This is a genomic window from Aeromonas veronii (assembly GCF_040215105.1).
Taxonomy (GTDB): domain Bacteria; phylum Pseudomonadota; class Gammaproteobacteria; order Enterobacterales; family Aeromonadaceae; genus Aeromonas; species Aeromonas veronii_G.
The window spans coordinates 2,808,651-2,821,889 of sequence record NZ_CP157875.1 but is presented as its reverse complement, the minus strand read 5'-3'; the positions used below and the strand labels follow the sequence as shown (position 1 = coordinate 2,821,889).

Here is a 13,239-nt window from a genome sequence, read left to right as displayed (position 1 = left end):
TTTTCATGGGGAGGGGGGAGCTCAACCGAGGTTGGCGGCCACTCTGCGCTGGCTCTTCTGCTTGAGCAGGTAGCCGATACCGAGTAGCAGTACCCAGGCCGGGATCAGTTCGACCGAGATGCGGGTGCCGTCGTTCATGTACATGATCACCAGAATGGCGGCCATGAAGGCGAGGCAGAGATAGTTGCCAAACGGGCTCCACAGTGCCTTGAACTTGGGAGAGACCCCCTCGGCGGCCTTGACCTTGCGGAACTTCAGGTGCGCCAAGCTTATCATGGCCCAGTTGATGACCAGCGCCGAGACCACCAGGGACATCAGCAGGCCAAAGGCCTTGCCCGGGATCAGGTAGTTGATCAGCACGCACAGCAGGGTGGCGGCGGCGGAGATGGTGATGGCGGTCAGCGGCACCCCGCGCTTGTTGGTCTTGAGCAGCGTCTTGGGGGCGTTGCCTTGCTTGGCGAGGCCAAACAGCATGCGGCTGTTGCAGTAGACACAGCTGTTGTAGACGGACAGCGCGGCGGTCAGCACCACCAGATTCAGCACGTTGGCCACCAGGTTGCTGTCCAGGGCGTGGAAGATCATCACGAACGGACTGCCACCTTCGACCACCTTGCCCCAGGGGTAGAGGGAGAGCAGCACGGTCAGGGCACCGATATAGAAGATGAGGATGCGGTAGATCACTTGGTTGGTGGCCTTGGGGATGCTCTTCTCGGGGTTGTCCGCTTCCGCCGCCGTGATGCCGACCAGTTCAAGGCCGCCGAAGGAGAACATGATGAAGGCCATGGCCATCACCAGACCACCGACGCCGTGCGGGAAGAAACCGCCCTGGGCCCAGAGGTTGCTGACGGTGGCTTCGGGGCCACCGGCGCCGGAGAACAGCAGGTAGCCGCCAAACCCTATCATGCCGAGGATGGCCACGACCTTGATGATGGCGAACCAGAACTCCATCTCGCCGAACGCCTTGACGTTGGAGAGGTTGATGGCGTTGATCAGCACGAAGAAGAAGGCCGCCGACATCCAGGTCGGGATCTCGGGCCACCAGTACTGCACATAGATACCGACCGCGGTCAGCTCGGCCATGCTCACCAGCACATAGAGCACCCAGTAGTTCCAGCCGGAGGCGAATCCGGCGAAGTCACCCCAATACTTGTAGGCGAAGTGGCTGAAGGAGCCGGCGACCGGCTCTTCCACCACCATTTCGCCGAGCTGGCGCATGATGAGGAAGGCGATGAAGCCACCGATGGCGTAGCCCAGCAACACGGCGGGGCCCGCCATCTTGATGGTGTCGGCAATGCCGAGAAACAGGCCGGTACCGATGGCACCACCCAATGCGATGAGCTGGATATGGCGGTTTTTCAGGCCGCGCTTGAGCTCTTCGCCGTCTTGCTGAAGATCCATTCTTCCTTCCTTAGGTCGCTGAGGTCACGCGGTTTTCATCGTGCCAGACGGCCCGCATCCTGTGGGCCGGCTCAGCACGTCGTGCCGAAAACATGACAAAAACCGTATTAATTTCGTTACGGATTGCCGCCTGCGGTTTTTTGTAGCGGCTATCAACCCGAGCAGAATAATGATAAACGCCCGCTCATGCACCTGTTTTCCTTGGTTTCGGCTGCCAATTCCGGCTTTACGCAGGGTTTTTATGATCTGGAATGGGGTTTTTGAAGTGATTGATGGTTTGGTGAGCAGTCGGGCGTGGCGATATTGACGGATTCTGATGTTTGTGCGCAATTGTCTCTTTTCTATGAAAGGGACTCATATGATAGAGAAAGTTGTCGGCGGGCTCGTCATGGCCGCACTCTGGTTCGGGATCTGGCTCTCCCCCATGTTGCTGACCATGGCGGGGGCCTGCCTCATGGTATGGGGCTGGCAGGGGGCGGACTATCTGGTGGCCAACATCGCCATGGTACTGACGCTGGCCGCCGGGGCCGGGTTGCTCCCCGCCTGCTGGTTGAGTGAGCGGGTACGCAAGGGGACGGGGTTGCTGACCCTCCACGGCTGGCTGATGAACAACAAGGAGCTCAACAAGCCGGGTGCTGATCCCCTGCCATAAGGGTTTTTTGACGCGACACAGTGCCGACCCGCCCTGTGGGCACAGTGTCTCTCTCATTTTTCTGTTCATTTATATTGCCACCCACATGGTGGTTGGCATTTTATTCTGCAATTGATCGATATGTCAGCACAGTTGGCGGCGCAATCCAGTCGCCTCCAGGATCTTGGCGCTGATCTCCTCCACCGAGTGGGAGCTGGTATCGAGGAAGCGGATCGCCTCCTGGCGGAACAGCCGCTCCACGCTTGCCAGCTCCTGCTCGCACTGCTCAAGGGATGAATAGCGGCTGTTGGCCCGGCGCTGGTTGCGGATCTCGTGCAGCCGCTGGGGCGCGATGGTGAGGCCGAACAGCTTGTGGCGATTGGCCTTGAGGGGCGTGGGCAGATCGAGCGAGCCCATGTCCTGTTCGATGAAGGGGTAGTTGGCGGCGCGGATGCCAAACTGCAGCGCCAGATAGAGGCTGGTCGGCGTCTTGCCGCAGCGCGATACCCCGATGAGGATGATGTCTGCCTCGTCATACTCCCGGGTGGTGATGCCATCGTCGTTGGTGAGGGCGAAGTTCACCGCCTCGATGCGATCGTCATAGAGCTTGCGGTTTTCCATGCCATGGGTGCGGTGCAGCCTGGGCTCGGCCTTGATCCCGAGCTCCTGCTCCAGCGGACTCACGAAGGTGTTGAGAAAGTCGTGGCTGCTGGCCTGGGCCTTGAGTACTTCGTCGCGCACCTGCTGATCGACGATGGTGTGAAACAGGATGGGACGCACCCCGGTCTGGCGAAACTGCTCGTCGATGCGCATCCGCACCTGGCGGGCCTTCTCCTGGGTTTCCACGAAGGGAATGGTGACCTGCTCGAACGCCAGGGGAAACTGGCTCAGCACGGCATGACCGAACACTTCGGCGGTGATGGCGGTGCCGTCGGATACATAGAATACGGTGTGCACTGGGAACTCCTGTGAAGTGCGAGGGCAGGGGAGGATGATTTAAGTATCTCTCGAAACCATACCCGTTTTGTCAACCGGTCTGCCGTTGCCAAGTTGTGAACTCGCTTGCAAACCTGAGTCGTTACCTTTTTGTGTCGCCATTGTAGAATGTCTGTGTTAAACGACCATCCCCAAATCTTGCGTGGGGATTTTTTTGACAATAAATAGAAAACGTTTTCATGGTCGTTGGCAACACACACATACAAAAACACATGATTTGGCACAGCAGGTGCTTGGCACCCTGGCCCACCAACCTGGAGACATGCAAATGCAACAGTACGTACTCTGGTACGAACAGCTCGGAATGCAGGATGTAGAGCGCGTTGGCGGCAAGAATGCGTCCCTTGGCGAGATGATCAGCAACCTCGCCGGCGCCGGCGTATCCGTGCCCGGCGGGTTTGCGACCACTGCCTTTGCGTTTAACGAGTTTCTGGAGTTAAGCGGTCTCAACGGCAAGATCCACGACTTGCTCGACAGCCTGGACGTGGATGACATCGCCGCCCTCAACAAGGCCGGTCAGCAGATCCGTGACTGGGTCGTGGAAGCGCCGTTCCAGCCCGCGCTGGAGCAGGCCGTGCGCGATGCCTACACCAAGCTGAGTGCCGGGCTCGAGGCTTCCTTTGCGGTGCGCTCTTCCGCCACCGCCGAGGATATGCCGGATGCCTCCTTCGCCGGCCAGCAGGAGACCTTCCTCAACGTGCGCGGCATCGACGCCGTCATGGTTGCCATCAAGCATGTGTTTGCCTCCCTGTTCAACGATCGCGCCATCTCCTACCGGGTGCATCAGGGGTACGATCACAAGGGGGTGGCGCTCTCGGCCGGGGTACAGCGCATGGTGCGCTCGGATCTCGCCGCCTCCGGCGTCATGTTCACCCTGGATACCGAATCCGGCTTCAATGACGTGGTCTTCATCACCGGTGCCCAGGGACTGGGCGAAATGGTGGTGCAGGGGGCCGTGAACCCGGATGAATTCTACGTCCACAAACCGACCCTCAAGGCCGGCCGCCCTGCGGTGGTGCGCAAGACGCTCGGTTCCAAGCTCATCAAGATGACCTACTCGGATGATGCCGGTCATGGCCGCCAGGTGAAGATCGTCGACACCCTGGATGCCGAGCGCAACCGCTTCTGCATCACCGATGAAGAGGTGATGGCGCTGGCCAAGCAGGCCCTCATCATCGAGCGACACTATGGCCGCCCGATGGACATCGAGTGGGCCAAAGACGGTCAGGACGGTCAGCTCTACATCGTCCAGGCCCGTCCAGAGACGGTGCGCAGCCGCCAGGAGGCGAACACGCTTGAGCGTTTTGCCCTCAAACAATCCGGCAAGGTGCTGATCGAAGGGCGCGCCATCGGCCACAAGATTGGCTCGGGCCCGGCGCGGGTCATCTCCTCCATCAGCCAGATGGATGAAGTACAGCCCGGTGATGTGCTGGTCACCGACATGACGGATCCGGACTGGGAACCCATCATGAAGCGGGCCTCCGCCATCGTCACCAACCGTGGTGGCCGCACCTGTCACGCCGCCATCATCGCCCGTGAACTGGGGATCCCGGCCGTGGTGGGTTGCGGCAACGCCACCGACCACATTGAGGATGGTCGCCTCATCACCGTCTCTTGCGCCGAAGGGGACACCGGCTTCATCTATGACGGCGAGCTCGACTTCGACGTGGCGGTGACCGAGGTGGGCAACATGCCGCGCCTGCCCATCAAGGTGATGATGAACGTCGGCAACCCGGACCGCGCCTTTGACTTCGCGCAGTTGCCCAACGCCGGTGTGGGTCTGGCTCGCCTCGAGTTCATCATCAACCGCATGATAGGGGTCCACCCCAAGGCGCTGCTGGAGTTTGACAAGCAGACTCCTGAGCTCAAGGCCACCATCAGCAAGATGATCGCGGGCTACGACAGCCCCCGGGAGTTCTACGTCGCCAAGCTGACCGAAGGCATCGCCACCCTGGCGGCCGCCTTCTGGCCGGAGCGGGTCATCGTGCGGATGTCGGACTTCAAGTCCAACGAGTACGCCAACCTGGTGGGGGGTCGAGGTTACGAGCCTCACGAGGAGAACCCGATGATCGGTTTCCGTGGCGCCTCCCGCTACATCGCCGACAGCTTCCGCCCCTGCTTCGCCCTGGAGTGCGAGGCGATGAAGCGGGTACGGGATGTGATGGGCCTGACCAACGTCGAGGTGATGATCCCCTTCGTGCGCACAGTCGGTGAAGCGGAGCAGGTGGTGGAGATCCTGGCGGAGAACGGTCTGCGCCGTGGCGAGCGGGGCCTCAAGGTCATCATGATGTGTGAACTGCCCTCCAATGCGCTGTTGGCGGACAAGTTCCTCGAGCACTTCGACGGCTTCTCCATCGGCTCAAACGACATGACCCAGTTGACTCTGGGTTTGGACCGGGATTCCGGCCTCATCGCCCACCTGTTCGATGAGCGCAACGAGGCGGTCAAGGCACTGTTGTCCATGGCCATCCAGGCTGCCCGCAAGGCCGGCAAGTATGTGGGGATCTGCGGCCAGGGCCCGTCCGATCACCCGGACTTCGCCGCCTGGCTGGTCGAACAGGGCATCGACTCTGTATCCCTCAACCCGGATACGGTCGTCGACACCTGGCTCTATCTGGCCGAGCAACACAAGGCCGGCTAAGCGCGCTCACGACGCTTCGAGAATGACAAGGCGCCCAATGGGCGCCTTTTTTATTGCGCTCTGAACGGTGAGTGGCTGCCCCAATACCCCGGAGCAGGGGTTCAAGGCTTGCGTTCCTTGTCTCTCTGTTTGCAGGACTGGTTGATAGGGGGATGGCATGGAGTGAAAAGAAGAGGAGAAAGGAAAAACAAGGGGGCCATGGGCCCCCTTGTTGTTTTGGCGTATTCCGGTGCGAGAACGCGCTTATTTAGGCTGCTGCTCGGGGCCACCCAGTTCGATCTGCACCTCGACACCCTCCTGCTTGAGCTGGCTGGCGATGGCGTTGAGATCGGCGCCCGGCTTGGCTGTCAGCAGGGCGATGCCGCCACTGCTCTGTTTGAAGTGCAGGCCATGGCGGCTCGCCAGGGATTTGGCTTGCGTATCGTCAGCCGCCACCAGCAGGGTGCCGCTCACCACCAGCTCGGGGCTGGCCACCCCGTGCAAGAGGATGTCGCCACTGCGTAGCCCCGGTTGGGATGCCTTGCCATCCAGACTGCGGGCAACCCGTTTCTTGCTGCCGTTGTCCGGGGTGAAGTAGGTCTGACCATTGACTTCGATGGCGCGGTATTGCTTGCCATCTATGGTGACGGACTCGTCCGCCAGAACTGGCAGGGCGGTCAGCAAGCCTGCCAGGGTGAGGCCAAAGAGGATCTGTTTCATGCTATGACTCCTGTGCTGTTAGGTACGGGTCGGCTCGTGGCCGAGCACCCGCAAAGACCAGTCGATGAGCTGGCCCGGTTGGCTGTTGTTGCGTTCGGTCAGGGTGCTGCGCACCCTGGTGTCAGGATTGAACAGCGAGACCTGGCGCGTGCCATTGGCCACGTCGGTGACTTCCAGTCGCCATTCCCCTGCCGCAGTCTCCCCGTAGAATTTGTGGGAGAGCAGGCGCATGTCGCGCATCCCGGCGGTGCGTATTGTGCCGGTTTGCTGACGTTCGAGAGACTGGCCAACCAGGCTGTTGTAGGGGTTCAGCAGCACGCTGCGGGTCCCGGACGGGGAGACGAGTTCGATCAGCAGGTCGGGCAGACGTTGGTGATCCAGGCTGACCTTCACCTGTACCGCCTCCACGGTGAGGGCTTGAGCCAGCTGGATGTTCGAGGTGGTCGGCGCGCTGCCCACATCCGGGATGGCGCCTGCGGCGCCACGCACCGTCACTTTCTGCCAGGGTGACTGGATCAGCGCCGGCAGAGGGTCATGGGTGGCGGCACTGACCAGTGCCTTGTTCACATCGATGAGGCCGAAGCCATAGGTCGGGCTGAACCAGAGACCGGCGGCGTTGCGCTCCCAGCCTTCCAGTCCGGTGACCTGGCGTAGCTGGCCGTTGGCGGTGGTGTAGTTGACGCGCACCGGCGCCTGGGCGGCTTCGATGCGGGTGGCATTTCTGGCCAGCAGATCACGCAGATCGCGCACCGACAGATCCGGGTAAGCGGACATCAGCAACGCCATGGCGCCCGCCGTGTTGGGAGTGGCCGAGGAGGTACCGTTCATGGTGCCGTTGTAGTCGCAGCCGGCATCCAGCGCCGGGTTATTGTGCAAACGGTTGGTGGTCTGGCGATCCATCCGGTTGTAGCCCATGTCACAGCCAGGCAGATCCGTGGTCACCATGGCGGGGGCGTCGGTGCCGTATTCCCCACCGGGGGCGCTCAGGAAGACGTTGCTGCCGACGCTGGAGTAGGAGGATCGCACGCCATCGGCGTTGCTGGCGCTCACGACCAGGTTCCAGAAGTTGCTGTTGGAGGGATCCAGGTTGCTGTTTTCAAACGGCAGGGCGGGGTTGTTGCCGCTGCGATTGAACACATAGTCGCCGGAGGCAATCCGGTTGAAGCCGTTACCCGCTGCCTTGATGTAGGCAGCGCCGTCGGCTTTCTGGGTCATCTGCTCCATCAGGGTGTCGAGCTGACGACGATTGAGGTCATCGCTGCCACGGGGGGTGACGAGGCTCATGCCGTAGCTCTGGTTGAAGACCCGGTTGTCACGGCTGGCCTGACTGTCACCCAGGGCATAGAGCCAGTCCCGCTGCAACTGCCGGCTGGCGGGATCGAGCAGGTTGAAGCCCTGCAGTTGGGCCGCCGGTGCCACGCCCCGGCTGCCGATGGCGTTGTCCACCGCGGCGATGATGCCTGCTACCGAGGTGCCGTGGGCGGTGTTCGCCGTGGTGGGAGTGGGATCATTGCCGCCGGTCACCACGTTCTTGGAGCCGGGACGAATGTTGTCCGCCAGATCCGGGTGGGCGATGGCCAAGCCATCGTCCACCACAGCCACGTTGATCCCCTGGCCCAGCACGGCGGTGCGGTGGGCCCACCAGAGGTTGAGGTCATTGCCCGCCACGCCCCCCCGGGCGCTGAAGGCGTTCTGACCGCTGTTGAGCAGGTGCCATTGCTGATCCTGCAAGGGGTTGATGCCGGGCAGGCAGCGCTCTGCGCTGCTGCGACCGGTGTCGAGTCCGGCTTCGTTGCCGCCAAGGGGCAGGCAGTGCTCGCTGGCTTGTACCGAGGCTATCGGCAGGGCCGAGAGCAGCCCTGTGATTGCCAATGCTAACGTTGTTTTTCTCATTGATAAACTCCATCTTAAGGGCGCACCGTCCGAGGTGCGCTGGCATCTATACATGAGAATGACCGATTCAAAAGACTCTCAATGCAGAGTTGTGAATGGCTTCATATAAATCTCATTTGGCCCCATATGGGGGTATAAATGGGATGGAGATCATGTTTTATTGCGAGCTATTCGCATTCAACGCTAATGATCATTTTGTTTATAAATTCCTCTGTTTTTAATACTCGGTAGAGAGATGTCGTCGAGGTGTGTTCCACGGCTGTGAGCGGCTGCGATCCCTGTTAAGGTAACGGCAGACGGATCAACAGGATGGACTCATGACCCTATTGCAGTGGCACTCGGCCAGGCTGGCCCTTCGCAATGACCAAACCCTCTTCATTCCCGACCTGACCCTCTCCCCCGGCGAGTGCTGGGCCTTCGTGGGCAGCAATGGCAGCGGCAAGACGGCGCTGGCCTCTGCCTTGTGCGGAGAGCTCGGCGTGCGCGCCGGCCAGGCATCCGGCACGCTGGCGGCAGTGCGGCTGTCGTTCGAGTCGCAGCAACAACTGGGTGAGCGAGACTTCCAGCGGCGCAACACCGACATGCTGGGGGAGGATGAGGAGGCAGGCTACAGCGTCGCCAGCCTGATGATGGAGGAGGGGGAGGACGAGCACGCGGCGCGGGCTCTGCTGGCACGCTTTGGCATAGCCGCGCTCTGGGAGAGACCCTACCGATACCTCTCGAGCGGCGAGGGGCGCAAGTTGTTGCTGGCTCGCGCCCTCTTGTCCGGGCCCGAGCTGCTGGTACTGGACGAGCCGTTCGACGGGCTGGATCAGGGGTCGCGCCAGGAGCTGATGAGGTTGCTGGCAGAGCTGGTCTCACAGGGGCAACGACTGGTGGTGATCGTCAACCGCTTCGATGAAATCCCCCCGTTTGCGAGCCACCTTGGCCTGCTCGGGGATCGCAATCTGCTGTTGTCGGGCACGCGGGAGGCGGTGCTGGCGAGCCCGGAAGTGGCCCAGCTGGCGCGAGCCGAGGTGATCCACCCCGATCTGCCCCCGCCGCCCACGACCCCGGAACCACTCCCCCCCGGCCCCCGGGTACGGATGCGCCAGCTGCGGATCGCCTATGGGGAGCAGGTGGTGATCGATGGGCTCGACTGGACCATAGAGGTGGGGCAGCACTGGCAACTGGTCGGGCCCAATGGCGCCGGCAAATCGACCCTGCTCTCCCTCATCACCGGGGATCATCCCCAGGGCTACAGCAATGATCTTCAGCTGTTTGGCAGGCGGCGGGGCAGCGGCGAGAGCATCTGGGAGATCAAGCGCCACATCGGGATGGTGAGCCCGGCTCTGCACCTGGATTATCGCGTCAGCGGCTCAGTGCAGACGGTGATATTGTCGGGTTTTTACGACTCCATCGGCCTCTATGCCCGGCCCGGGGATCGCCAGCTGGCACTGGCCGATCAGTGGTTGACGCTGCTTGGGCTGGCGCAGCAGGGGGCGCAGCCATTTCACAGTCTCTCCTTTGGCCAGCAGCGGCTGGTGCTCATCGCCCGCGCCCTGGTCAAGCATCCGCCCCTGCTCATCCTGGACGAACCGCTGCAGGGATTGGATCCCCTCAATCGCCACCTGGTCAGGGCCATGGTGGGACGCCTGCTCGGCGAGGGGACTCAGCTGCTGTTCGTCTCCCATCACGCCGAGGATGCGCCTCCCGGCCTCACTCACCGGCTGAGCTTCGTGCCCGATGGCGAAGGGGGCTATGACTACCTGCAGGAGCGACTGGGGGAGGCTATCTGACGAGGGCCAGGATCTCGCGAAACGCCGGATCGCGGCAATCCCCCAGCAGCTCGTAGAGGCACATCTCCACCGAGGTGAGGGCTGCGCCGCGGGCCGCCAGCTGGCCGATGGCGAGCGCCCGATTGGCGGGATCGCGGGATGAGACCGCATCGGTCACCAAGGATACCCGGGCGCCATTACCGAGCAGCCCCAGCACGCTCTGATAGACACAGATATGGGCCTCGATGCCGCACACTAGCCAGTGGCGAACGCCGCTCTCGGCCAGCACCGCCGCCACCTGGGGTTCCCCGAGGGCACCGAAGCTGAACTTGGGGAGCACGGGGCTGCCGGTTTGCAGGGGTTGCAGCTCGGGCACGGTGGCGCCAAGCTTGTCCGGGTTCTGTTCCAGCCAGACTACCGGCAGTCCCAGCGCCTTTGCCCCTTTCACCAGTCGGGACGTGTTGGCGATGAGCCGATCGCTCTCATTCACCAGCCGCGCCAGTTTGCCCTGAATATCGACAACCAGCAGGCCATACCCATCACGTTCTTTCATCATTTATCCTCCCGGAATGAACATTGCGAAACATTGCCATATGAACCTTTAGAAGCATACAGTTTGATACAAAACTGGCGAAGACATGAGGCGGATCTGGATGCTAGGATGCCATGGGTTTATTTATCATCACTCCTTTTTTAATTATTTATCTGTGCCTGTTTCTGATGGGCATGCTATCAATGACTGCTGCGATTGCCCATTATCAAAAATATTGCAATGATGTAATCAGTTTGGGTTTTAATAATAATTTCTTCACACTTTTAAAAACTCACCTGAAATCAAACGGGTGAATTAAATTTAAATAATAATTACTCATTATTATAGGCGTGGGCGTTCATGGCCTGTGTTTATGACAACAGTGTCCAGATTTCAAGTCAGGTAAGCCAGACATGGCTTGATGGCGTCCTGTCTACTGCGTGCCAGCGTATGTAGAACAGTGTTGTGCCCCACCATGTGGAACATGAATTACTTGACCGACATCAATATTTAAATAACCCGCCCAGACGAGAAAGTCGGGCGTATCAGCCACATAAATAGAAAGCCTCTTATGAAGACAACATTTTCATTACTGGATCTGCTGGCAGCCTGGAGAGAGAGGCTTTTTGCAAATCGTTACCTGAATGCCATTATTGCCGCCGCCATAGCGGTAGTGCCATTGCAAATCATTCGTGGTCTCACGGTGGCAGCGCTTCTCATTTATCCGAATGCTGCGCTGGATAATATTCAAAAGGGGCTGGTTGTTGTTATTCCCGCGTTGATCAATGCCTTTATCTGTCTGCATTGGGCGGCGAAGAATCGGTTCTCATTTACTCATTCGCTCACAATCGGCGTCGGTACGCTATTGATCATGAGCTGTCTGATAAACAACACCGATGACCCTCTCAGGCATTTCACCATCCCCGTCACAGTGTTGTCAGCCCTGGCGAGCTGCCGTTTGTATGAGCTGATCAGTCGCGAGCTCAACAGCAGAACGAGCTGGGTCGAAAGCAGCTATCGCTTCCTCATCTCGATCTCCATCTATTTCACTATCGTCCTGATGGTGGGCGGGCTGGCAGGGGTTGCGGGGCGAAGCTTCTTTGCCTGGTTCGATGCGCTTCAACTGGCTGACATGGATCTCAGCCTCTCACCGACTTATGGCCATGGGCTCGTCCACCTGTTGAACTACACCCTGCCCTGGTTTTTCGGCCTGCACGGCAGCATCGTGTTTATCGGTGCCGAGCACTCGCTGAGCATCATGACCCATGCCAATCTCGCGGCCTGGGCAGCGGGCAAGGCCGAGTTGAATATCCTCAGCCTCCAGTTTTTCGATGTCTGGTGCAACGTGGGCGGTACCGGCAACACCTTGAGCCTGGCGATTGCCGTGATGCTCAAGGGGGATCACCGCAGCCGTACGCTGCTGCCAGTCAGCCTGCCGCTGGCCATGCTCAATATCAATGAGCCCCTGATCTTCGGTCTGCCCATCGTGCTCAACCCGCTGATGCTCATACCCTTCATCCTGACTCCCGTGATGACATACAGCCTGGCCTATCTCGCCACCAGTCTGGGCAGGATCCCCCATCTGTCGTCGACCGTTGGCTGGTCTGTGCCGGTGGTGCTGAACAGCTGGATTGCGAGTGGTCACTCCTATGCCGCCGTGCTGTTTCAACTGATGATGGTCGCACTCGGAGGGGTCATCTACACCCCCTTCCTGACGGCTGGTCAGCACAAGGTCTCCACGCTCGGTTCGGTGGATAACAACAGCATCATTGCACCGCTTGAAAACTTCTGCCCCGTCTCCAGGGACATGATGCCCAATTACAAGAACCTCGAGGAGGAGCAGGCCTGGCGAGATGCAAACAGCAGTATCGACAGGCTCAATGCAAGCGGTACCTTCGTCCTCTTCTTCCTGCCCCAGGTGTGCGTTCACAGCGGCAAGATCAAGGGGGCAGAAGCCTTGCTGCGTTTTCGCACCAATGGCGGAAACATACAGCCGCCGACCTTCCTCAAACACTATGAGCGCCTGGGCCTGATGAGCGAGGTCGACTTCTGGGTGATGCAGAGCACGGTCAATTACATTCACGACTCGCTGAGCGAGGCGAAGTCCCTGACCATTTCGGTCAATGTCTCTCCGCAAACGCTGGTCGACAAGCGGTTGTTCCCGGTGATTGACCGTATCCTGAACCGTCCCTTGCCCAAGGGGTGCAAGCTGGAGTTCGAGATCACCGAATCCCAAAAGGTGACGGATCATGAGAAGGTGACCCGGGTTCTGCATGAGCTGTCAAAACGCGGCATCAGGTTGGCGCTGGATGATTTCGGCTCCGGCTACTCGACCCTCAATTACCTGACCCGATATCCCCTCGACAAGATCAAACTCGATCGCTCACTGGTGCTGGGACTGGTACGTCCCGAAGGGTTCAAGTTTTTGCGCCAGGTGGTCAAGCTCTGCGAGCTCAATCGCAGAGCCTTGTTGATTGAAGGGGTGGAAACCGAGGCGGAATTAAAACAAGTGGAAGCCGCGGGTATTTCTCTGTGTCAGGGATTCTTCTTCCACCGCCCCATGTCCGGAACGGATTTTTGTCAGCTGATTGTGCCGCCGCCCAGGGTCGTCGCGTGAGATTACCAATCACATTATTAATGTTGTTTTATATATGGCATTAAAGCTGTTTTACTTTTTTAAATTTCGTAATTT

At 59.8% G+C, this 13,239-nt stretch carries 9 protein-coding genes; 4 read left to right on the top strand and 5 right to left on the bottom strand.

The window, feature by feature from the left end:
- Positions 1–21 precede the first annotated feature (21 nt).
- A complete protein-coding gene (locus tag ABNP46_RS13030) occupies positions 22–1,398 on the bottom strand; it encodes an amino acid permease (protein ID WP_349918323.1) in 1,377 nt (458 codons plus the stop codon).
- A 358-nt stretch (positions 1,399–1,756) separates the two neighbouring features.
- On the opposite strand from ABNP46_RS13030, the gene ABNP46_RS13025 reads away from it, so the two are divergent.
- Positions 1,757–2,050, top strand: coding sequence for a hypothetical protein (locus tag ABNP46_RS13025; protein WP_349918322.1), 294 nt, complete (start codon positions 1,757–1,759; stop codon positions 2,048–2,050).
- Positions 2,051–2,173: 123 nt separating this feature from the next.
- Here the strand turns inward: ABNP46_RS13025 and ppsR are convergent, their stop codons facing one another.
- On the bottom strand, positions 2,174–2,986 hold the full coding sequence (gene ppsR, locus ABNP46_RS13020) for a posphoenolpyruvate synthetase regulatory kinase/phosphorylase PpsR (RefSeq protein ID WP_349918321.1): 813 nt from the start codon (positions 2,984–2,986) through the stop codon (positions 2,174–2,176).
- A 307-nt stretch (positions 2,987–3,293) separates the two neighbouring features.
- On the opposite strand from ppsR, the gene ppsA reads away from it, so the two are divergent.
- A complete protein-coding gene (ppsA, locus tag ABNP46_RS13015) occupies positions 3,294–5,666 on the top strand; it encodes a phosphoenolpyruvate synthase (protein ID WP_349918319.1) in 2,373 nt (790 codons plus the stop codon).
- Between the two features lie 243 nt (positions 5,667–5,909).
- On the opposite strand, the gene ABNP46_RS13010 is transcribed toward ppsA, so the two are convergent.
- Positions 5,910–6,365, bottom strand: coding sequence for a serine protease chaperone (locus tag ABNP46_RS13010; protein ID WP_349918318.1), 456 nt, complete (start codon positions 6,363–6,365; stop codon positions 5,910–5,912).
- Between the two features lie 18 nt (positions 6,366–6,383).
- On the bottom strand, positions 6,384–8,258 hold the full coding sequence (gene asp / locus ABNP46_RS13005) for a serine protease Asp (RefSeq protein ID WP_349918316.1): 1,875 nt from the start codon (positions 8,256–8,258) through the stop codon (positions 6,384–6,386).
- Between the two features lie 317 nt (positions 8,259–8,575).
- On the opposite strand from asp, the gene modF reads away from it, so the two are divergent.
- A complete protein-coding gene (gene modF, locus ABNP46_RS13000) occupies positions 8,576–10,036 on the top strand; it encodes a molybdate ABC transporter ATP-binding protein ModF (protein ID WP_349918314.1) in 1,461 nt (486 codons plus the stop codon).
- On the opposite strand, the gene ABNP46_RS12995 is transcribed toward modF, so the two are convergent.
- Positions 10,029–10,568 carry a hydrolase gene (locus ABNP46_RS12995; protein ID WP_349922482.1) on the bottom strand — a complete coding sequence of 180 codons (540 nt, stop codon included), beginning with the start codon at positions 10,566–10,568 and terminating at the stop codon, positions 10,029–10,031. The two genes, modF and ABNP46_RS12995, sit on opposite strands and share 8 nt — an antisense overlap.
- Before the next feature lie 550 nt (positions 10,569–11,118).
- Between ABNP46_RS12995 and ABNP46_RS12990 the strand changes: the two genes are divergently transcribed.
- On the top strand, positions 11,119–13,164 hold the full coding sequence (locus ABNP46_RS12990) for an EAL domain-containing protein (RefSeq protein WP_349918312.1): 2,046 nt from the start codon (positions 11,119–11,121) through the stop codon (positions 13,162–13,164).
- Positions 13,165–13,239 lie beyond the last annotated feature (75 nt).